Genomic DNA, 20501 nt, shown 5'->3' on the forward strand with positions numbered 1-20501 from the left:
TGTGATGATCGAGAAGTCCGCGATATCCCGTGCGGCTGGGTCAAGAAGCGGGCTTCTCGATCTGAATCACACTAGCGTATTGATTGTCCTAGTGTCCTTCAGATCGCGAAATTCGTTCTACATCTGCGGCACGAGGCGACAAATTTCGCGATCAGGACACTAGGCGCCAGCGCATGCAGACCAACTTCAGGCCCGAGCAACTGACCAACCCTCGCATCGCCGAAGCCGATGCCATCCTGCGCCGCTGCGTGCACTGCGGGTTGTGCACTGCGACCTGCCCCACCTACGTGCTGCTCGGCGATGAGCGCGACAGCCCGCGGGGCCGCATCTACCTCATCAAGGACATGCTGGAGGACAACGCGCCGGCGAGCCCGGAGGTGCAGCTCCACCTCGACCGCTGCCTGTCGTGCCTCTCGTGCATGTCGACATGTCCCAGCGGCGTCGACTACATGCACCTGATCGATCTGGCGCGCGGCTATGTCGAGCAGACCACCACGCGCCCCATCAAGGAGCGCTTCGTGCGCCGCCTCTTGGCGCGCGTGCTGCCCTATCCCGAGCGGTTCCGCCTGGCGTTGAAGCTCGCTCCGCTGGGGCGCCCGTGGCTCAAGCTGCTGCGCCGCCTCGGCTTCAACCAGCTCGCCGCAATGATCGAGCTGGCACCCAATGTGCTGCCGCCGTCGCCGAAGTTCGAGGGCCCCGGCACCGCCGTAACCGAGGACGACCGGCGGGCGCGCGTGATCATGCTGTCGGGGTGCGCCCAACAGGTGCTGCGCCCCGGGATCAACGACTCGACCATCCGCCTCCTCGCCCGGCGCGGCGTCGACGTCATCGTCGCGGCAGGCGCAGGATGCTGCGGTGCCCTCACCTACCACCTCGGCGACGAGGCGGGAGCAATCGCGTTCGCCAAGCGCAACGTCGACGCCTGGTCGAAGGAGCTGGCGAAGGGCCCCATCGACGCCATCATCGTCAATGCCTCGGGCTGCGGCACGGCGGTCAAAGACTACGGCCACCTCCTGAAGCGCGAGCCCGAGTACGCCGCCCGCGCCGGCCGCATCGCCGGCCTCGCGCACGACATCTCGGAGTTCCTCGGCAAGTACGAGCTGGGGCCGCCCAAGCGCTGGTCGTCGCTGCGCGTCGCCTACCATCCGGCCTGCTCGCTGCAGCACGGCCAGGGAATCAAGGAGGTACCGCGCGACCTGCTCACCAAGGCCGGATACAGCGTCGTCGACATCCCGGAAGCGCACATCTGCTGCGGCTCGGCCGGAACCTATAACATCCTGCAGCCCGAGATCGCCGGCGCGCTGCGCGAGCGCAAGGCCAAGAACATCAAGCGCGTGAAGCCCGACGTCGTCGCGGCGGGCAACATCGGCTGCATCACGCAGCTTGCCGGACAGGTCGACGTGCCGGTCGTGCACACGGTGGAGCTGCTCGATTGGGCGTTCGGCGGGCCCGTGCCACCGGGGCTGGAGTCGCTGGCGCGCTTCGTGTCCAACGTGCCGGAGCCCAAGCGCCGGGTCGACGACTTCATTCACGCGTGAGTACGCCCCACGAGCCTGCGGCGACCGACTGGCGCGACGTGCACGGGCCGCTCGACATCATCGGCGACGTGCACGGTTGCGCCGACGAGCTGGTCGAACTGCTGCATGCGCTCGGCTACACCGTGCGGCTCGAAGGTACCGGCGATAGTCGGAGTACTGTCGCGACGACACCGAGAGCGCGACGGGCATTCTTCGTCGGCGATCTCGTCGACCGCGGCCCCAACGCGCCGGACGTGCTGCGCATCGTCATGGACATGGTGGAGCGCGGGCAGGCCCTGTCGATCGTCGGCAACCACGACGACAAGTTCGTGCGCTGGCTGAAAGGCCGCGACGTCAAGATCGCGCACGGGCTGGAGCGCACCATCGCGCAGCTCGACGGCGAGGGCGAGGCGATCAGGACGCGCGCGCTTGCCTTCCTCGATGAGCTGCCAAGCCACGCCCTCCTCGATGACGGCCACCTCGCGGTCGCGCATGCCGGCATCCGCGAGAGCATGCTGGGCAAGCGCTTTCGGCGCGCCCACGACTTCGGCCTGTACGGCGACAGCTCGGGGCGTCTGGCAGCGGACGGGCTGCCTGAGCGGTTCAATTGGGCGGCGGAGTATCGCGGCAAGACCGCCATCGTCTACGGCCACACGCCCGTCGCCGAGCCGGAGTGGCTGAACAATACGCTGTGCATCGATACGGGGTGCGTATTCGGCGGACGGCTGACGGCCTTGCGCTGGCCGGAGCGCGAGATCATCTCGGTGACGACCAAGCAAACCTATGCCGACCTCAAGCGCGAGTTTGGGTTGCCACCGCCACGCCCGCCCGGCCAGGCCAAGCGCTAGAGCTTCTTTTTTGCTTTTGCTTTACCCGCCCCCTCACCCGGAAGCTCGTCCATGCGGAGCATGGCTTCGCCATGACGGGAAGAGGCCAAGGGATATCGCCCGCTTCTAACCTTTCCCCAGTGGGGAGAGGGCGCGCAAAATCGCGCTGCAGGCGCGATGAGCGCGGGTGCGGGGGCAAGGTCGGGTTGCGGTTGCCGGAACATGACAATCCGTTATAAGGCAGCACCCTGCGCAACCCCGCGCCGAGCCAAGCACATCCATGAGCAAGACGAACAAAGACGCGCGGCCCACCCCGCGCCTGCCGCGCGGGCTTCGCGACATCGAGGCGGCCGAGCTGCGCCAGCAGCAGGCGATGCTAGTCAAGATCCGCGAAGTCTACGAGCGCTACGGCTTCGAGCCGCTCGAGACGCCCGCGTTCGAATATACCGATGCGCTCGGCAAGTTCCTGCCCGACCAGGACCGCCCGAACGAGGGCGTGTTTTCGCTGCAAGATGAAGACGAGCAGTGGATGAGCCTGCGCTATGACCTGACGGCGCCGCTCGCCCGCTACGTGGCGCAGAACTATCAGTTCCTGCCCAAGCCCTTTCGCCGCTACGCGGTTGGCCCCGTGTGGCGCAACGAGAAGCCGGGGCCGGGGCGCTTTCGCCAGTTCATGCAGTTCGACGCCGATACGGTGGGCGCCGAGAGCGTCGCCGCGGATGCGGAGATGTGCATGCTCGCCGCCGACACGCTGGAGGCGCTCGGCATCAAGCGCGGCGACTATGTGATCAAGGTCAACAACCGGAAACTTCTCGATGGTGTGCTGTGGAGCTTGGGGCTCGACTACACCGACGCGGCGCGCCATGCGGCGATTTTCCGTGCGCTCGACAAGTTCGACCGGCTGGGAATGGACGGGGTGAAGCTCTTGCTCGGCAAGGGGCGCAAGGACGAGTCGGGTGATTTCACGCCGGGGGCCGAGCTCACGGCAAAGCAGATCGAAAGCGTCACTGTTTTCATGCTGTCGTGGGATGACATCCGCGCCAATACGATCAAGCGCCTGGAGGGCTTCTTCTCCAACGACAATGAGGTTGGTCAACAGGGCCTGGAGGAGCTGCGCACGATCGACGCGCTCCTTGCACAGGCGGGCTACGAGCATGACCGCATTGTATTTGACGGCACCGTGGTGCGAGGTCTCGACTACTATACTGGGCCCGTCTTCGAGACGGATCTGACGATGACGATCTTGGACGACGAGGGGCGTCCGGTGCGCTTCGGCTCGGTGGGCTCGGGTGGGCGTTACGATGGTCTCGTCGCCCGCTTCACCGGCCAGAAGGTGCCGGCCACCGGCTTCTCCATCGGCGTCTCGCGCCTGCAGGCAGCACTCGCGGCGCTCCACAAGGACAAGGCGCCGGTCGCGGAAGGCCCCGTCATCGTCACGGTCATGGAGAAGGAGCGCATTGCCGACTACCAGAAGTTGGTGCAGGCGCTGCGCGCGGCAAATATTCGCGCCGAGCTTTATCTCGGCAATCCCAAGAAGTTCGGCAAGCAGCTCGAGTACGCGGATAAGCGCGGCTCACCCTGCGTCGTCATCCAGGGCTCGGACGAGCGCGCCAAGGGCGAGGTTACCCTGAAGGACCTCGTCGAGGGCGCCAAGGCCGCCGCCGCCATCAAGGACAACAGGGAGTGGAAGGAGCAGCGCCCGGCGCAGGTCTCCGTCAAGGAGGCCGACCTCGTCGCCGAGGTGAAGAAGATCCTCGCCCGCCATGCGGGCTGACGCCCCCTCAACGTGTCATCCTCGGGACAAGCCCGGAGGATGACGGTGGAGAGAGCGCGATCGCCTCGCCCCACGTTGGCCGGCATGATAGCGCAATCTGCCTGCGGCCCATGACGGATTGCGAGCACGGTTTCGCAGGGATTTGATCCGGGGCGGATGGGCCGCTAGGGTCAACGCAAATCCGCGGCAGCCAAATTCAGACATGCACGCCAATCCGTCCTCACCGACCAGCGCCCATCGCGTTGCAGATGCGCCCCACGACAACTGGGCCGACCGCTACGCGCCCGAATCGATGCGCCCCTACCTGCATCTGGCACGCCTCGACCGCCCGATCGGCTTCTGGCTGCTGCTGCTGCCCTGCTGGTGGTCGGTGGGCCTGGCCGACGTCACCTTGAACCAGCCCTACCCGAACCCGTGGATGCTGACCCTGTTCGCGCTCGGCGCCCTCCTGATGCGTGCCGCCGGCTGCGCCTATAACGACTACGTCGACCGCGACTACGACGCGCGCTCGGCGCGCACCGCGAGCCGGCCAATCCCCTCCGGCCAGGTGACGCCAGCCGAGGCGCTGGCCTTCGCCGGCATCTGCGCCCTCGGCGGCTTGCTGGTGCTGGTGCAGTTCAACGCTTTCACCATCAAGCTCGGCGCCGCCTCGCTCATCCTCGTCGGCATCTACCCGTTTCTGAAGCGTTTCACCTACTGGCCACAGCTCGTCCTGGGGCTGGCCTTCAACTGGGGCGCGCTCGTCGGCTGGAGCGCGGTCATGGGCTCGATCGGCATTCCGGCGCTCTTGCTCTATGCCGGCTCGGTGCTGTGGACCATGGGATACGACACCATCTACGCCCACCAAGATCGCGAGGACGACCTGTTGCTCGGGCTACGCTCCACCGCCATCCGCTTCGGCGACAACACCATGACCTGGGTGGGAGCCTTCTATGCCGGCGCCATCGTGCTGTGGCTGCTCGCCGGCTACCTCGCCGGCACGCACCTGATCTACTTCATGGCCGTCGTGCTCGCCTCGCTGCAGATGGCCTGGCAGGTGACGACGCTCGACACGAGCGATGCGCGCAACTGCCTGCGCCGCTTCCGCTCCAATCGCGATGTGGGGCTCGTTATCTTCCTCGGCCTCGCCGCCGACATGATCCTGTCGCGCATGGCCGGGCTCAGCTAGTGTAATGATCGAGAAATTCGCCATCATCAATGGCGAGGTGTCGAGCGAATTTCTCGATCTGAATCACGCTAGGTAATTCCGGAAGCTCGCTCCCGGCCCAGCCGCGAGCTCTGGCGAGCTTCGGAATGGGGACACTAGTGGCGTGGGACGGCCGTTAAGCAATTCCGGCTTGAACCCGTGCCGAGGTTCAAGCCGGAACTGGAGAGCCTCACCGTTGTCTTCAGAGCAGCCGTCTGGGTGCGACCATTCACACAGAATGCCACATCCGGCTTCCTGCCGGCTTAAGAGATAGCGTAAATTCGCCGTAACTGTGCGGCCTGTTCCGGCTGCCGACCGCCACTTTCTGACCTAATCCTGCCGAGGGACCTCCTTTTATGAGCGACAAGACGACAACACCGAAGCAATTGCTGCACCTCGTCTTCGGTGGCGAGCTGACGTCGCTCGACGGTGTAGAGTTCCGCGATCTCGAGGACCTCGACATCGTCGGCATCTATCCCAACTACGGCGAAGCCTATGCCGCCTGGAAGGCCGCCGCCCAGCGTACCGTCGACAACGCCATGATGCGCTACTTCGTCGTCCACATGCACCGCCTCCTGGAGCCGGACGAGCAGCACGCCAAGGCGTCGTCGTGAGCCTGGCGCCAACCGCGCCGCGCAAGGCAGCCGCTGGCGCACTCGCCTTGAGCGAGCGTCAGCGGGGGCTGCTCAAGCGCTTCCTGCGCGAGTGGATCTTTCCGCGCTGGCGCCAGCTCATTATCGCCTTGATCCTCACTGGCCTTCTGGCTGCCGTCACCGGCGCCTACCCGATGATCATCAAGGCGTCCTTCGACATGCTGATGAAGGACCAGACCGGCACGCTGCACTACGTGCTGGCGGCGATCGTCGGCGCCACCATGTTGCGCAGCCTGCTGCTGTACGCGCAGACGGTGGAGATAAACCGCATCGTCATGCGCCTGACGACGGACATGCAGCGGGTCGGCTTCGCCCATCTCATGACCTCGGATTTCGCCCGCCTGTCGCGCGAGACGCCGGGGCGCCTCGTCTCCAAGCTCACCAACGACATCGGCTTCGTGCAAACGGCCGTGCAGGCGGCCCTCAATACGGCCGTCCGCGACACGCTTCTGATCGTCGCGCTCGTCGCCTCGATGATCTATCTCGACTGGGTGATGTCGCTGATCGTGCTGTGCGTCTATCCGCTCGCGGCGCTGCCCGTCGCCAGCCTCAGCAAGAAGCTGCGCCGCGTCGCCAAGCAGACGCAGGACGAGCTCGGCGGCATGACCTCGCTCTTGACCGAGAAGCTGTCGGGCGCCCGGCTCATCAAGTCATTCCGACTAGAGGACTACGCGTCCGACCGCCTCAACAAGAGCTTCGAGCACGTCTACAAGCTACGCATGAAGGCGGTGATGAACCGCGCCCGGATCGATCCGGTGCTCGAGGCGCTCGGCGGCATCGCCATCGCCGGCGTCATCGCGCTGGCCTACTGGCGCATCGCCAGCGGCATCTCGACCGTCGGCGACTTCATGGGCTTCGTCACCGCGCTGCTGATGGCCTCGCAGCCCATTCGCGCCCTCGGCAGCCTGTCGGGCCGCATCAACGAGGGGCTCGCCGCGGTGGAGAGCTTTTATGAGCTCGTCGACGAAAAGCCGCGTGTCGTCGACAAGCCCGGCGCCAAGCCGCTCGCCGTCAACAACGCGACGATCCGCTTCGAGCACGTCGGCTTCGCCTATGACGGCAGCGGCGTGCAGGCCATCTCGAACTTTTCGCTTGTCGTGCCCGGTGGCCGCACGGTGGCCCTCGTCGGCCGCTCCGGCGCCGGCAAATCGACGGTGCTCAACCTCGTACCCCGGCTATTCGACGTCGAGGAAGGCCGCATCACCATCGACGGCCAAGACATACGCGACGTCACGCTCGCCTCGTTGCGCGACGCCATCTCGATCGTCTCGCAGGACGTGACGCTGTTCGACGACACCATCGGCGCCAACATCGCTCTCGGCCGCCTTGGCGCCCCGCAGGCCTCGATCGTCGCGGCGGCGCAGGCGGCGGCGGCCCACGAATTCATCCTAGCCCAGCCGCAGGGCTACGCCACTGAGATCGGCGATCGCGGCCTGCGCTTATCGGGCGGTCAGCGCCAGCGGCTGGCGCTCGCCCGCGCTATCCTCAAGGATGCGCCGATTCTGCTGCTCGATGAGGCGACCAGCGCGCTCGATACCGAATCGGAGCGGCTGGTGCAGGAAGCCCTGGCGCGCTTCACCAAGAACCGAACCACGCTCGTCATCGCCCACCGGCTTTCGACCGTGCAGAACGCCGACCTCATCTGCGTCATGGATGAGGGCACGATCGTGGAGACCGGGACCCACCTTGAGCTGCTCGCGGCGGACAGCCATTACGCGCGGCTGGTGCGCTCGCAGGCCCTGGTCGCGGCCCCCGCCCCACAAGTCATGTGAGCGGCGAGCGCTACTCGCGGCGCAGCACGCTGTCGACGATGCGGTTGGCCCAGCCCTTGGAGCGAAAGGTGCGCTTCAGCTCGTCCGGGTCATAGACCGTATCGACCCACTCGAAGAACGGCATCGGACGCACGGCATTGTCGGCGAGATAGCGCTCGAAGAAATAGTCGAGGATGCCGGTGTGCGCCTGGCGGATGTGGCCGTACTTTATGGACAGCTCCTTCTTGGCCTCGCGCAGCGGCACACCCTCGTGCAGGTAGCGATAGAGCACGCTCATCAGTCCGGCCCGGTCGGCGCCCGACTTGCAGTGCATCAGCACCGGATATTCGACCTCCTCGAACAGACGCTTGGCGCCCTTGAGCTCCTCGCGCGTCGGTGCCGCCCGCGAGCGGATCTGGTAGTTGACGAGCTTCAAGCCATGGCGCTCGCAGGCGCGGCGCTCGAGCCAGTAGCTGCCGCAGTCGCGCGCGCCGCGCAGGTTCACGACGGTGCGGATGCCCGCCCTGGCGAAGTGACGGATCTGGTGCGGGGCGGGTTGTGCCGAGCGCCAGGCCTTGGCCGACATCCTGTGGCTGTTGCAATAGATGAGGCGCAGGATGCCATGGTCGACGAACAGCATGTCGAGATATAATGCGGGCGGTCCCGCGGCGCGGCGCAGCCAAGGCGGCAGCGAGCGCGCGGCCCGCTGGCGAAGGCTGCGTCCAACGCGCCGCCAAGAGCGCTTTGCCCGCTTCACCAATCCGGCCATTAAAGTCCGCTGATTTCGAGGGTTAGGGGCGCGGGCCGCGAAATGGGCGGCCGCCGAAGTTGACGGTGTGTGCCCGAACGTCCCAGTTTGCCATCGCTAAATATTCGCTATAGGAACCAGCTGCAAGTGGTTCGCGCAGAACCGCTTGCTCGATGAGGCGATCTGGCGCCGAGGCACCTAGTGTGATGATCGAGAAATACGCCATCATAAGAGGTAAGGTGGCGAGCAAATTTCTCGATCTCAATCAAACTAGCAAGCTTAGGATTCTAGTGTCCCCTATGCTTCCGAAGCTCGCTCCAGACCCCAGCCGCAAGCTCCGGCGAGCTTCGGAATCGGGACACTAGAGGATGGCACGTTCGCCTGACACCACACGTAGACTGAACCGCCTTGCCGGAAGCGCGCTCGCCGGCATGATCTCGCTAGTGAAGCGCACCTCCCGGGCCATCTACGAGCCTGAGGACGCGCTTGCCCGCCTGGCCGCCAATCATCCCCTGATCGTTGCCGTCTGGCACGGCCAGTTCATGATGACGAGCGGCTTTCGTCCCTCGCCCGAGACGAAGGTCGCGGCCATGGTGGCGCGCCACGGAGACGCCGAGCTGATCGGCGCGGCGATGGGCCGATTCGGCGTCGAGCTCATCCGCGGGGCGGGCGCCGGCGGGCGGCGCAAAGACCGCGGCGGCGCCTACGCCCTGCGCCAGGCGGTGCGGGCGCTGAAGGACGGCTACTCGATCGTCATGACGGCCGACGTGCCGCCCGGGCCTGCCCGACGCGCCGGCATCGGCATCGTCATGATGGCGCGCCTCTCGGGGCGCCCGATCGTGCCTTGCGCCGTGGCCAGCTCGCGATTCCGCGCCCTCAATACCTGGAGCCGGATGACCATAAACCTGCCCGGCTCGAAGCTCGCCTACGTCGCCGGCGATCCGATCTGGGTGCCCGCCGATGCGGGCGAAGCGGAGCTAGAGTTCGCGCGCCTGCAGCTTGAGCGTGCGCTGAACACGGTGACTGCGCGCGCCTATGAAATCGCTGGCGCGGACTTGACGAGGGCGACACCGCCGAGCCTCGATCTGAGCGCACCGCCGACGGCTCCCGACTTCCGGCTTAAGGCCTATCGCGCGGCTATGAGCCTGCTGCGCCCGTTGGCGCCCATCCTCCTCAAGGTGCGCGAGCGCAGCGGCAAGGAGGATGGGCGCCGGCGCGGCGAGCGCCTCGGTCAAGCGACCATCGCGCGTCCGCATGGCGTACTCTGCTGGGTGCACGCGGCGAGCGTCGGGGAGACGAACGCCGTGTTGCCGGTGATCGAGGCACTCGGCGCAACGCGCCCGGACCTGAATTTCCTGCTCACCACGGGTACGGTGACCTCGGCTGGACTTGCCGAGCGCCGTCTCGGCCCGCGTGCCGTGCACCAGTATGTCCCGCTCGATGCGCCCGAATACGCGGCACGCTTTCTCGAGCACTGGCAACCCGATCTTGCCGTGTTCACCGAATCGGAGATCTGGCCCTCGCTCATCTTGGAGACGTCGGCCCGCAACATTCCCATTGCGCTCGTCAACGGACGCCTATCGCACCGCAGCCGCCGCCGCTGGCAGCGCAACAAGTCGGTAGCGATGCCGCTGTTCAGCCGTTTCAATATCATTCTGGCGCAGAACGAGCGCATGGCGCTCGGCTTCTCCGCCCTCGGCGCGCGCAACGTTCACGCCGTGGGCAACCTCAAGATCGATGCACCGCCGCCGCCCGTCGACCTCAACGAGCTCGAGCGGTTGAAGGAAGCCCTCGGCGATCGGCCGGTATTTGCCGCCGCCAGCACTCACGAGGGCGAGGAAGAGACGATCGCCGTCGCGCATCGCACCCTCGCGCGCCAGTTCGAGCGCTTGTGCACGATCATCGCGCCGCGCCACCCCGAGCGCGGCACGGCGCTGGCCGAAACGCTGAAGAACCTCGGCTTCTCCGTGGCACAGCGCTCGCTCGGGGTGCTGCCGGGGCCGCGCACCGACATCTACATCGCCGACACCATCGGCGAGCTCGGCACGCTTTATGCGCTGGCCCCAGTTGCCTTCATCGGCGGCTCGCTAATCGACCGTGGGGGTCAGAACCCCATCGAGGCGGTGCGCCACGGCGTCGCCGTGCTGACCGGCCCTCACTGGCAAAACTTCCGTGATGCCTACCGTACGCTGCTGCGCCACGAGGGGGCCATCGAGGTCAAATCCGCCACCGACATTGCCAACGCCGTCGCCCGGCTGCTCGACAGCCCTGCCGAGCTGCAGCGCATGCGCTCGGGAGCGACGCAGGCGCTGGCCACCCTGTCGGGCGCGCTCGACAAGACGGTCGAGGCGCTGCTGCGCTACCTCCCGGATGAGAGATTGAAGCGTGCGTCTTGACGAGCCGTCCTGGTGGTATGGCGGCACCGGCGATGTCCGCCAGCGTGCGCTCGCGCCGCTCGGCCGGCTTTACGGCTGGATCGCCGAGCAGCGCTATTACCGCCGCCAGCCATACCGCTCGCGGCTGCCGGTCATCTGCGTCGGTAATTTCACCGCCGGTGGCACTGGCAAGACGCCGCTGGCCATAGCCATCGCCCGGCTGCTGATCAGGCGCGGCGAGCGACCGGCCTTCCTGACGCGCGGCTACGGCGGCAGGACAGCGGGCCCCGCGTGGGTCGAAGATATGTCCGATGCAGCACGAACCTACGGCGATGAGCCGTTGCTGCTCGCTGCCGTCGCGCCGACGCTCGTGGCGCGCGACCGGCGCGCCGGCATCATCGCCATCGAAAGTGATCGCCGGCAGCCGAGCGTCGCCATCATGGACGATGGTTTGCAGAACGGCGGGGTCGCCAAGGACCTCTCGATCGCGCTGCTCGACGGCAAGCGTGGTATCGGCAATGGCGAGGTGATCCCAGCCGGACCGCTGCGCGCCTCGCTCGATTTCCAGATCCGGCTCGTCGACGCCATCATCGTGCGCGATCCACCCGACATCGACGACGAGCGCGGTGTGCACGCCGTTCTCAGGCAAGGCTTTCCCGGACCGGTGCTGGTGGCGCGCGTCGCCGCCTCCGGCGACACGAGCTGGATTTCCGGCAAGCCCGTGCTCGCCTTCGCCGGCATCGCCAACCCGCGCCGGTTTTATCGTCTGCTCGAAGATTTGGGTGCGCGGCTGATCGACGGCGTCTCCTTCCCCGACCATCACCCGTTCAGCACCGCCGACGCCGATCGGCTCATTTCTCAGGCGCAGGCGAGCGGAGCCCAACTGGTCACCACCGAGAAGGATTTCGTGCGCCTCCACGGCGACGCGGCGCTCGCTGCCCTCGCCGCACAGATGCGCACGCTACCGATCGAGATGAGGATCGAAGGACGCGACCTGGGGCGGCTCAACTCGCTGATCGAGGCGGCATTGCAGGGTACGTCGCGACGGCACCGGCCGCCGCCGCGCTAAAGGCGGTCGCGCTGCAGCTTGTCGCGCATCTGCAGGTACCGCTGCATGGAGATCTCCGGCGAGGCGTAGGCCTCCTGCAGCTCGACGCTCCAATAGCGCAGATCGGGCAACATGATCGGCTCGCCCGTCACGGCGCAGCGCACGAAGTCGCCCGGCGAGAGAACCTGAAACTCTCCGTTAAGGAACTTCACCTTCGCCTCACCGCGGAGGCCGAAGAACCTGTCGATTCTGTTCATGCGCGTCTCTGGCCGATGTCAGCAACCCACAATGCCAATCGCGGCAGGCGCGTCAAGCGCTGCGAAAGGCTCGACGATCAAAACAGCGAGCCTTGACTGCTGCCGCCACGCCCGCGGGCGCGCCGCACGCCCGGCGAAGGTTGCGGTGCGGGCGCTGCCGGTGCTGGATCCTTGCTGCCCGTAGCGCGTACCCTCTGAGCCTCCGCTTCGATATGCCCATCACGCAGCTCCACGTCGAGGCGGTCGCCCGGCGCGACGGCGGCGACAGAGCGCACGGTGCGCCCTTCGGCATCGCGCACCAGAGCGAAGCCGCGCTGCAACACGCTCTGGTAGCTGAGCGTTGAGAGCAGCTTGCTGCAGCCTTCGAGCTGCCGGCGGCGCGCGGCGACGCCATTGCGCAACGCCTGCGCGGCACGCGCCTGCTGGGTATGCGCGCGCTCGCCGCACACGGCGATGCGGTGCAGAATAGGCGCCGGACGCAGCCGTGCCGAGATGCGGGCATAGCGCGTGTGATGCGCGCGGGCGTTGGCGAGCAGGGCGCGACCCAAGCGCTTCTCGCAGGCGTCGAAACGCTGGCGCGGCAGCGCGATCACGTCCTCGAGCCGCGGTAGTCCGCGCGATGCAGATTTCAAATGTGTGCGCGCGTGCCGGAGAATGTTGCGCGCGGCCGTCGTCAAGCGGGCCCCGCACTTCTCGGTGCTGTCGGCGAGATCGGCAAACTTCGGCACCGCCCATTCCGCCGCCTTGGTCGGCGTTGGCGCGCGCGCATCGGCGACGAGGTCGATCAGCGTCCAGTCGGTTTCATGCCCGACGGCGGAAATAACCGGGATGCGGCTCGCCGCGACCGCGCGCACCACGATCTCCTCGTTGAACCCCCACAGGTCTTCCAGGCTGCCGCCACCGCGGGCGACGATGAGCACGTCGGGGCGGCCGATCGGGCCACCGAGGGCGATGGCGTTGAAGCCGGCGATGGCGGCGGCAACCTCGACGGCGCACGTCTCGCCCTGCACGCGCACCGGCCACACGATGACGCGCGTGGGGAAGCGCTCGGCGAAGCCGTGCAGCATGTCGCGGATGACGGCGCCGGTCGGCGAGGTGATGATGCCGACCAGCTGCGGCAGGAAGGGCCGCGGCTTCTTGCGCTCCTCGGCGAACAAACCCTCGGCGGCGAGCCTGCGCTTGCGCTCTTCGAGCAGCGCCATCAGCGCCCCCAGCCCGGCGGGCTCTAGGCTCTCGATGACGATTTGATACTTCGAGGAGCCCGGGTAGCTCGTCACGCGCCCTTGGACGACGACCTCCATGCCTTCCTCGGGCTTCACCTTCAGGCGCCCGTAGGTCATCTTCCAGATGACGGCCTCGATCTTCGCCTTGTCGTCCTTCAGCGCGAAGTAGCAGTGGCCCGAGGCATGCGCGCCGCGAAAGCCGGAGATCTCGCCGCGCAGGCGCACGTGGCCGAAGCCTTCCTCCAGCGCGCGCTTGATGGCGCCAGAAAGCTCGGAGACGGTGTAGGTCGCGACGTTGCCGCCGGGCTGTGACTGGGGTGCCGGTTGGTTCACGCTGTGGGGCTCGTTGGTGGCATTTCGATTCGATGATACATCAGTCCGCGCCCGGCGAAGGCCCGGTCCGGCGCAAGTCCCCGCTTTTGCTTCGAGAGACGCCTAAGGAATGAACGTTCTCCTCATCGGCTCCGGCGGCCGCGAGCACGCGCTCGCCTGGAAGCTTGCCGCCAGTCCGCTGTTAACGAAGCTCTATTGTGCGCCCGGGAACGGCGGAATTGCGGAAGTGGCCGCGTGCGTTCCGATACCGGTGGCCGACCACACGGCGGTGATCCGCTTCGTCAAGGACAACGCCATCGACCTCGTCGTCGTCGGCCCGGAGGCCCCACTGGTTGCCGGGCTCGTGGATGACCTGACCACCGCTGGCATCAAATGCTTCGGGCCGACGCAGGCGGCAGCGCAGCTCGAAGGCTCGAAGGGCTTCACCAAGGACTTGTGCCGCGAGTTCAATATTCCAACCGCGGCCTATGGCCGCTTCACAGATGCTGCCGCCGCCAAGGCCTACCTTTCCCGGCAAGAGCTGCCGATCGTCGTCAAGGCGGACGGACTGGCCGCCGGCAAGGGCGTGACCATCGCGCAAACGCGCGCCGAGGCCGAGGCGGCGATCGATGCCTGCTTTTCGGGGGCATTCGGCAAGGCCGGCAGCGAGGTCGTTATCGAGGAGTTCCTCGCCGGCGAGGAAGCGAGCTTTTTCGCGCTCGTCGACGGCAAGCATGCCCGGGCGCTGGCGGCTGCGCAGGATCACAAGCGCGTCGGCGATGGCGACACTGGACCCAACACCGGCGGCATGGGCGCCTACTCGCCCGCTCCCGTCATGACGCGCGAGATGGTCGAGCGTACCATGCGCGAGATCATCGAGCCGACGGTCGCGGCGATGGCCAGGCGCGGCACGCCGTTCAAGGGTGTGCTGTTCGCCGGGCTGATGATCACCGCCGAAGGGCCAAAGCTCATCGAATACAACGTGCGCTTCGGCGACCCCGAGACGCAAGTGCTCATGCTGCGCCTGAAATCCGACCTGTTGCCGGCCTTGCTCGCCGCCGTCGACGGCGTGCTAGACACCTTCGATGTGCGCTGGCACGAGGACGCGGCGCTGACGGTCGTGCTCGCCGCCAAGGGCTATCCCGGGGCGCCCGAGGTTGGCAGCGAGATCAAGGGGATCGAGGCCGCGGGCGCCATCGATGGGGTGCAGATCTTCCACGCTGGAACCCGTCGCGACGGCGATCGTTTGCTCGCACACGGCGGGCGGGTGCTCAATGTCACGGCGCGCGGGCGAACCGTTGCCGAGGCGCAGGCGCGCGCCTATGCGGCCGCGGCCGTTATCGATTGGCCCGGCGGATTCTACCGCCACGACATCGGCTGGCGCGCCATCGCGCGGGAAAAAGCCCCTGCCTAGCGTGCGACGGCTGTACCGTCCTCGACCGGCACAAATCGCGATAAGCTTGCACGCTAAGCTGCACCGCCATCCGCTATAGTACCGCAAACCTTCGATGAGCAGAAAGTCAGTTCCGGTCAGTCCAGCACCCGTACCTGCCTCTCCCGCGGGTACGCCCAGTATCGCCCTGGCGCTCGGCGGCGGCGGTGCGCGCGGGCTCGCCCATATCCCCATCCTGGAGGCCTTCGACGAGCTCGGCCTGCGCCCCAAGATCATCGCCGGCACGTCCATCGGTGCCATCTTCGCCGCCGCCTACGCCTCGGGCCTCAGCGGCAAGCAGATCCGCATGCACGCCTTCGAGGTGCTCAAGAAGCGCCTCGACCTCGTGCGCGATCTCTATTCCGCTCGCGTGCGCACCTCGGGCGGCTTCTTCAATGCTTTGGCACCGCGCCCCGCCTTCCTCGCTCCTGAGAAGCTGCTCGACATCATCCTGCCGGCGCGCATCGCGCGCGACTTCGATCACCTGGCGACTCCGTTGAAGGTCGTCGCCTCCGACTTCTACGCGCAGGAATCGGTGGTGTTCGCGTCCGGGCCGCTGCGTCCCGCCATCGCCGCCAGCATGGCGCTGCCGGTCATCTTTCAGCCCGTCGTCATCGAAGGACGCGTGCTGATCGACGGCGGCCTCGTCAATCCACTGCCCTTCGACCTCATCGCCGACGAGGCCGACTTGACCGTCGCCGTCGACGCCAGCGGCGCGCCGGTGCGGCGTCCCGGGCGCGAGATACCGAAGGCGTGGGAGACGCTGTTCGCCTCCAACTTCATCTTCGAGCGCACCATCATCCGCGAGAAGCTGCGCACGCGGCAGCCCGACCTCTATATCGACGCCGGCACCAGCCGCTTCCAGATCCTCGACTTCCTCAAGATCGACGAGATCCTCGCCGCCGCCGAGCCGGCCAAGGAGCGCGTCAAGGCGCAACTCGCCCGCATGCTCGAAGCCGAAACGCTCCCCGCCCCCGAGGCGATCGACCACCTGCCGCCGCCAGCCGCCCCGCAACGACTGCGCCTGCGGCGCCCGCTATTGAAGCGCCGCCATCCCGCCAAGGGCTAGGAGCTGCGCGCTCATGAACGTGGGCTCGACATACGACCTTGGCGGAATTCTCTCAGCCGGGCACTTCCGAAATCTGCGCCACCGCTTCCTCGAGAGGCTGCGGAGAAATGGTGATTTGCCCCTCATAGGGCGCGCCCAATTCGACGATGAGGTACATGGCGACCGCAACCGATAGTGAGGCGACGAGCAGGCCGCCCAGAGCCAACGCATGCCGCGGTGCTATCACCCCGATGGCGAAGAACGCTGCCATGAGCCAGAAAACGAGCGCACCAACCACCGGCCATATGATGTTGCTGCTCAGGTCCTCATAGATCCGCCAACGGGATGTGACGATTTGCTGGCCGATGCCAAGCGCCGTCGCCTTGAGCAGTGACTGGCCCTCGTTCTTGGGGCTTAGCTGAATGAGCGATAGGCGAAGTTTTCCCATGTGCGAGGCGCCGATCGCCTTTGCGTCGGCAACAAGATCATTCGCCGCGAGTTGTATCTGATGGATTTCATTGAGGACGGTCCGACGCAGCTCGGCTCGCGCCGGGTTGGCTTCCGGACCGTAGTCTCTCAGAACGCGATCGAGAACGATGATGTTGGTCGCTTGCCCCTTCAGCTCATCTCTATGCTTCTGAAAGTCAGTCTTCGAGCTCGTTACAAGCAAACCGAGGCTGAATGACACCAATCCAATGATGACGTTCCGGACGGCTTTGAAGAACTCTCTGGAGTCGTTGGCACTCAAATATTTGGCCGACAGAGATGGAGCAAGCAGAACCCCCGCTATGCTAGCGGCGATAACCAGAGCGAATATCATCGTGCTTATTTGCAGGGCACTCACTGACTATTCCTCGATGTCGGAGATCGTTTTCGCAGCGGGTAGACGCCGCAAGCGGCACCAACGGAATACGCTCGGCGCAGAAAACTAAAACGTCGTGCATCCCTATGGCTTGATCGGCAGCAAAATGCCGGCTGGCTTCCCTCGGCTTGCCGTGGCGAGAGCCGGACCCCGCCTCGTTCCTCCATAAGTGCCGGGAACGTCGCCTAGCGCCTGGCTTGAAAGAATGCCTTGAGGATCAGGCTCGCGTCGGCCTCGCCGATGCCGGTATAAATTTCCGGCGCGTGGTGGCAGGTCGTCTGGTTGTAGATGCGCGGGCCGTGCTCCACGCCGCCCCCCTTCGGGTCCGAGGCGCCGTAGTAGAGGCGCCGGATACGCGCGAACGAGATCGCCGCGGCGCACATCGGGCACGGCTCGAGCGTCACGTAGAGGTCACAGCCGGTGAGCCGTTCCGAGCCGAGGCGGGCGCAGGCGGCGCGAATGGCCAACAGCTCGGCGTGCGCGGTCGGATCGTTCAGTTCGCGCGTGCGATTTCCCGCCGCCGCCAGCAGCGCACCCTCCGGCCCGGCGATGACGGCGCCGATAGGCACCTCGCCGCGCTGCCCCGCCGCCTGCGCTTCGGATAGCGCGCGCAGCATGTGGCCCTGATCGCGCTCAGGTGTCATAAGGGGCTCGCTCAAATCGCATTCGAACTCCATGCCCGTCGACAAACCAGCAAAGCGCCAAAATCGCAAGCCCGGTGCCAAGCATCGTAAACCACCGGCAAAACCCGCCGCGGGGCCCGACGAGCCGTTGCGCATCGCCAAGGCGATGGCGCGAGCGGGCCTGTGCTCGCGGCGCGAGGCCGAGCGATGGATCGAACAGGGCCGCGTCAACGTCAACGGCCGGCTGCTGACGACGCCGGCCTTCGAGGTGACGGCCAGCGACAAGGTGCTCGTCGACGGCAAGCCGCTGCCCTCGGCCGAGCCGCCGCGCCTGTGGCGCTACTATAAGCCGCGCGGGCTCGTCACCACCCATAGCGACCCGCAAGGGCGCCCGACCGTGTTCCAGTCGCTGCCCGAGGGGCTACCGCGCGTCGTCTCCGTCGGGCGGCTCGACTTCAACAGCGAGGGCCTCTTGCTGCTCACCAACGACGGCGCACTGGCCCGCCATATGGAGCTGCCATCGACCGGCTGGCTGCGGCGCTACCGCGTGCGCGCACACGGCCGCGTAACGCAGGAGGCGCTCGACAAATTGAAGGACGGCATCGAGATCGATGGCGTGCGCTACGGCCCCATCGAGGCGAGCCTCGACAGCGTGCAGGGCGCCAACGCCTGGCTCACCGTGGGCCTGCGCGAGGGCAAGAACCGCGAGGTACGCCGCATCCTCGGCCACCTCGGCGTTGACGTGAACCGCCTCATCCGCATCTCCTACGGCCCGTTTCAATTGCTCGACTTGAAGCCCGGCGAGGCGGAGCCGGTGAAGCGCCGGGTGCTCGCCGATCAGCTCGGACCGCGCCTCGCCGAGGAGCTGGGCCTCTATGATCCGGTCGAGGAGGAGCGCGCCAAGCGCAAGGCGCGCAACGCCAAGCGCAGCGAGGAGGCATGAGGATCGTCGGCGGATCCTTGCGCGGGCGCCCAATTGCCGGCCCGCAGCACGAGGGCCTGCGGCCGACCGCCGACCGCGTGCGTGAAAGCCTGTTCAACATCCTCGCCCACGGCGTCGCCGATTTCTCGCTCGAGGGCGCGCGCGTCATCGACCTCTTTGCCGGCACCGGCGCGCTCGGCCTCGAAGCCATCTCGCGCGGGGCGGCGTTCTGCCTGTTCGTCGACAGCGAGGCTGAGGCGCGGGCGCTCATTCGCAACAACATCGAGAAGTTCGGGCTCACCGGCGTGACGCGCATTTTCCGCCGCGAGGCGACCGACCTCGGGCCGGCCGGCACCATGGCGCCGTTCAGCCTCGCCTTTCTCGATCCGCCCTACGGGCAGGGCCTCGGCGAGCGGGCTCTCGCCTCCTTGGCGGCAGGCCGATGGCTGGTACCGGGGGCGATTGTAGTCCTCGAAGAGCGGGCGGGGATTTCGCCTGCGCTGCCAACGGGCTTTGCCGAGTTCGACCGACGCGCCTACGGCGACACGCAAGTCATCTTCGCGCGCTATACGCCAAGCGCCTAGGCCGGCTCCTGCGGCATCAATATCCACAACAGGATGTAGATGATGATGCCGGGGAAGCCGACCGAGATCACCGACAGCACGACATAGCCGAGGCGCACCAGCGTCGGATCCCACCCCAGCCACTTGGCGATGCCGCCGCATACGCCGGCGATAAGCCGGCCCTGGCGCACGCGCATCAAGGGCTGGCTGAGCGGATCGACCGACATTGGGGAGCCTCCTTCCGTACCTCGTGGCGATGTCTGGCAGCAAACGCTCACTTCGGCCATAAGTTTCACGGCGACAGGCTGTTGATGTAGGCGATAATGGTGTCGACCTCAGCGTCCGACAGCTCGAACTTCGGCATCTCGTCGTGCGGGCGGGCGATGCCGCGCGACAGCGGCTCGCGCAGCGCCAGGATGGGGTGCCGCCCGGCCATGTCGCGCCAGCGCGGGGCGCGCGGATTGGGGCTGTCGCCGGACTTGTCGACGGCATGACACCAGGCGCAATTCTTCTGCGCCAGCTCCTTGCCGTGCGCGATGAGCTTCTGGCTGCGCGCGGTGGCATCGCTCGGCTGGCCGAGACGCTTGAGGCCGCTGGCGGCGCCGGTCAAGGCCGGATCGAGCGACAGCGCGCGCTCGAGGTCGGCGGCCGCGGCGAGCTGGTCGCCCTGTGCCTCGTAGACGTAGCCGCGATTGGCGTAGGCCTGCGCAAATGCCGGATTGAGCCGGATGGCGGCGGAATAGTCGGCGATGGCGGCGGGGAGATCGCCCTTCTTGCGGTAGGCGAGCCCGCGATTGTTGTGGGCGCTGGCGTTCTTCGGCTGCAGCTCGATCGCGGCCGTGAAATCGGCGATCGCCGCATCGGCATCTCCTTTCAGCAGCCATGCGTACCCACGGGCAACGCACAAGCCGGCCGAGCGGCCGCCGAGCCGCATCGCATCGGTGAAATCGGCGATGGCGCCGTCGGCGTCGCCCACGGCAAGGCGCGCCTGGGCGCGGCCGATGATGGCCGGCCCTGACGCCGGCTCGAGCCGCAGCGCCTCCGTGTAGTCGGCGGCAGCCTCGCGGTGAGCGGCGCGCGCAGCGTAGGCATCGGCGCGGCGCCGCAACGCCTCGGCGCGCTCGGCCGACGCGGCGGTCTTGGAGGCAACGATCTCGCTGCAGGCGGCGATGCGCTGCTCGCCCGACTTGGCCGTCCTGCAGTCGGCGAGCACATCGGCGCGCGCCGCACCGCCGATGAGGGTGAAGATGAGGGCGACACCCAGAAGCGTAAGGCTATGCGTAGCTGTCTTGATCATGGCGCACCCCCGCTGTGGAATCAGCTCCCTGAAGCCTAGAGAGGCCGCGCGCGCCGGCCTTGCGCCGGATCAACCAACTGCGC

General features: G+C 66.9%; 19 protein-coding genes. 12 read left to right on the plus strand and 7 right to left on the minus strand.

Going from position 1 to position 20501, the window contains the following annotated elements; genetic code table 11:
• Positions 1-173 precede the first annotated feature (173 nt).
• From glcF to F9K20_RS08885, 6 genes are all read left to right on the plus strand, one after another.
• Complete coding sequence (gene glcF / locus F9K20_RS08860; RefSeq protein WP_291000114.1) at positions 174-1538, plus strand: glycolate oxidase subunit GlcF; 1365 nt, start codon at positions 174-176, stop codon at positions 1536-1538.
• Positions 1535-2365 (plus strand): metallophosphoesterase, encoded by an 831-nt coding sequence (locus F9K20_RS08865; RefSeq protein WP_291000117.1) that lies wholly within the window; start codon positions 1535-1537, stop codon positions 2363-2365. The genes glcF and F9K20_RS08865 overlap by 4 nt, the downstream gene beginning before the upstream one ends.
• Before the next feature lie 259 nt (positions 2366-2624).
• A complete protein-coding gene (gene hisS, locus F9K20_RS08870; RefSeq protein WP_291000120.1) occupies positions 2625-4118 on the plus strand; it encodes a histidine--tRNA ligase in 1494 nt (497 codons plus the stop codon).
• A 202-nt stretch (positions 4119-4320) separates the two neighbouring features.
• Positions 4321-5286, plus strand: a complete 966-nt coding sequence (gene ubiA, locus F9K20_RS08875) for a 4-hydroxybenzoate octaprenyltransferase (protein WP_291000123.1) — start codon at positions 4321-4323, stop codon at positions 5284-5286.
• 374 nt (positions 5287-5660) lie between these two features.
• Complete coding sequence (locus F9K20_RS08880; RefSeq protein ID WP_291000126.1) at positions 5661-5918, plus strand: DUF4170 domain-containing protein; 258 nt, start codon at positions 5661-5663, stop codon at positions 5916-5918.
• A complete protein-coding gene (locus F9K20_RS08885) occupies positions 5915-7729 on the plus strand; it encodes an ABC transporter ATP-binding protein (RefSeq protein ID WP_367115897.1) in 1815 nt (604 codons plus the stop codon). Before F9K20_RS08880 ends, F9K20_RS08885 begins: the two co-directional genes overlap by 4 nt.
• A gap of 10 nt (positions 7730-7739) precedes the next feature.
• On the opposite strand, the gene F9K20_RS08890 is transcribed toward F9K20_RS08885, so the two are convergent.
• Complete coding sequence (locus tag F9K20_RS08890) at positions 7740-8477, minus strand: sulfur transferase domain-containing protein (protein WP_291000129.1); 738 nt, start codon at positions 8475-8477, stop codon at positions 7740-7742.
• 347 nt (positions 8478-8824) lie between these two features.
• On the opposite strand from F9K20_RS08890, the gene F9K20_RS08895 reads away from it, so the two are divergent.
• Positions 8825-10852 (plus strand): glycosyltransferase N-terminal domain-containing protein, encoded by a 2028-nt coding sequence (locus F9K20_RS08895; RefSeq protein WP_291000132.1) that lies wholly within the window; start codon positions 8825-8827, stop codon positions 10850-10852.
• Positions 10842-11900, plus strand: coding sequence for a tetraacyldisaccharide 4'-kinase (lpxK, locus tag F9K20_RS08900; protein ID WP_291000134.1), 1059 nt, complete (start codon positions 10842-10844; stop codon positions 11898-11900). The genes F9K20_RS08895 and lpxK overlap by 11 nt, the downstream gene beginning before the upstream one ends.
• On the opposite strand, the gene F9K20_RS08905 is transcribed toward lpxK, so the two are convergent.
• Together F9K20_RS08905 and xseA are read right to left on the minus strand one after the other, a co-directional pair.
• Complete coding sequence (locus F9K20_RS08905) at positions 11897-12136, minus strand: DUF2093 domain-containing protein (protein WP_291000137.1); 240 nt, start codon at positions 12134-12136, stop codon at positions 11897-11899. The two genes, lpxK and F9K20_RS08905, sit on opposite strands and share 4 nt — an antisense overlap.
• A 77-nt stretch (positions 12137-12213) precedes the next feature.
• Positions 12214-13692 carry an exodeoxyribonuclease VII large subunit gene (gene xseA / locus F9K20_RS08910; RefSeq protein ID WP_291000140.1) on the minus strand — a complete coding sequence of 493 codons (1479 nt, stop codon included), beginning with the start codon at positions 13690-13692 and terminating at the stop codon, positions 12214-12216.
• A 109-nt stretch (positions 13693-13801) separates the two neighbouring features.
• Between xseA and purD the strand changes: the two genes are divergently transcribed.
• Positions 13802-15085 (plus strand): phosphoribosylamine--glycine ligase, encoded by a 1284-nt coding sequence (gene purD, locus F9K20_RS08915; RefSeq protein WP_291000143.1) that lies wholly within the window; start codon positions 13802-13804, stop codon positions 15083-15085.
• 94 nt (positions 15086-15179) lie between these two features.
• Entirely contained in the window at positions 15180-16172 is a 993-nt protein-coding gene (locus F9K20_RS08920; RefSeq protein ID WP_291000147.1) for a patatin-like phospholipase family protein, read from the plus strand.
• 52 nt (positions 16173-16224) lie between these two features.
• On the opposite strand, the gene F9K20_RS08925 is transcribed toward F9K20_RS08920, so the two are convergent.
• On the minus strand, positions 16225-16995 hold the full coding sequence (locus F9K20_RS08925) for a hypothetical protein (protein WP_291000150.1): 771 nt from the start codon (positions 16993-16995) through the stop codon (positions 16225-16227).
• 203 nt (positions 16996-17198) lie between these two features.
• The gene (locus F9K20_RS08930) at positions 17199-17657 is read right to left on the minus strand and encodes a nucleoside deaminase (protein WP_291000152.1); all 459 of its coding nucleotides are present in this window, start codon (positions 17655-17657) and stop codon (positions 17199-17201) included.
• 31 nt (positions 17658-17688) lie between these two features.
• Between F9K20_RS08930 and F9K20_RS08935 the strand changes: the two genes are divergently transcribed.
• Positions 17689-18579 (plus strand): pseudouridine synthase, encoded by an 891-nt coding sequence (locus F9K20_RS08935; protein WP_367115900.1) that lies wholly within the window; start codon positions 17689-17691, stop codon positions 18577-18579.
• Positions 18576-19142 carry a 16S rRNA (guanine(966)-N(2))-methyltransferase RsmD gene (gene rsmD, locus F9K20_RS08940; protein WP_291000154.1) on the plus strand — a complete coding sequence of 189 codons (567 nt, stop codon included), beginning with the start codon at positions 18576-18578 and terminating at the stop codon, positions 19140-19142. Before F9K20_RS08935 ends, rsmD begins: the two co-directional genes overlap by 4 nt.
• On the opposite strand, the gene F9K20_RS08945 is transcribed toward rsmD, so the two are convergent.
• Both F9K20_RS08945 and F9K20_RS08950 read right to left on the minus strand, forming a co-directional pair.
• Positions 19139-19348: a PspC domain-containing protein gene (locus F9K20_RS08945; protein WP_291000156.1), complete on the minus strand. Its 210-nt coding sequence runs from the start codon at positions 19346-19348 to the stop codon at positions 19139-19141. The genes rsmD and F9K20_RS08945 overlap by 4 nt on opposite strands.
• A gap of 65 nt (positions 19349-19413) precedes the next feature.
• Positions 19414-20418: a tetratricopeptide repeat protein gene (locus F9K20_RS08950; protein WP_291000158.1), complete on the minus strand. Its 1005-nt coding sequence runs from the start codon at positions 20416-20418 to the stop codon at positions 19414-19416.
• Between the last annotated feature and the right edge of the window lie 83 nt (positions 20419-20501).

Source organism: Hyphomicrobium sp. (genome assembly GCF_009026145.1).
GTDB lineage: Bacteria > Pseudomonadota > Alphaproteobacteria > Rhizobiales > Hyphomicrobiaceae > Hyphomicrobium_A.

Bases quoted from the DNA above. Each gene is read 5' to 3' on its own strand.
- glcF (WP_291000114.1), top strand. From the start codon at position 174: ATGCAGACCAACTTCAGGCCCGAGCAACTGACCAACCCTCGCATCGCC.
- hisS (WP_291000120.1), top strand. From the start codon at position 2,625: ATGAGCAAGACGAACAAAGACGCGCGGCCCACCCCGCGCCTGCCGCGC.
- ubiA (WP_291000123.1), top strand. From the start codon at position 4,321: ATGCACGCCAATCCGTCCTCACCGACCAGCGCCCATCGCGTTGCAGAT.
- F9K20_RS08880 (WP_291000126.1), top strand. From the start codon at position 5,661: ATGAGCGACAAGACGACAACACCGAAGCAATTGCTGCACCTCGTCTTC.
- F9K20_RS08890 (WP_291000129.1), bottom strand. From the start codon at position 8,477: ATGGCCGGATTGGTGAAGCGGGCAAAGCGCTCTTGGCGGCGCGTTGGA.
- F9K20_RS08895 (WP_291000132.1), top strand. From the start codon at position 8,825: ATGGCACGTTCGCCTGACACCACACGTAGACTGAACCGCCTTGCCGGA.
- F9K20_RS08905 (WP_291000137.1), bottom strand. From the start codon at position 12,136: ATGAACAGAATCGACAGGTTCTTCGGCCTCCGCGGTGAGGCGAAGGTG.
- purD (WP_291000143.1), top strand. From the start codon at position 13,802: ATGAACGTTCTCCTCATCGGCTCCGGCGGCCGCGAGCACGCGCTCGCC.
- F9K20_RS08920 (WP_291000147.1), top strand. From the start codon at position 15,180: ATGAGCAGAAAGTCAGTTCCGGTCAGTCCAGCACCCGTACCTGCCTCT.
- F9K20_RS08930 (WP_291000152.1), bottom strand. From the start codon at position 17,657: ATGACACCTGAGCGCGATCAGGGCCACATGCTGCGCGCGCTATCCGAA.
- F9K20_RS08935 (WP_367115900.1), top strand. From the start codon at position 17,689: ATGCCCGTCGACAAACCAGCAAAGCGCCAAAATCGCAAGCCCGGTGCC.
- rsmD (WP_291000154.1), top strand. From the start codon at position 18,576: ATGAGGATCGTCGGCGGATCCTTGCGCGGGCGCCCAATTGCCGGCCCG.
- F9K20_RS08945 (WP_291000156.1), bottom strand. From the start codon at position 19,348: ATGTCGGTCGATCCGCTCAGCCAGCCCTTGATGCGCGTGCGCCAGGGC.
- F9K20_RS08950 (WP_291000158.1), bottom strand. From the start codon at position 20,418: ATGATCAAGACAGCTACGCATAGCCTTACGCTTCTGGGTGTCGCCCTC.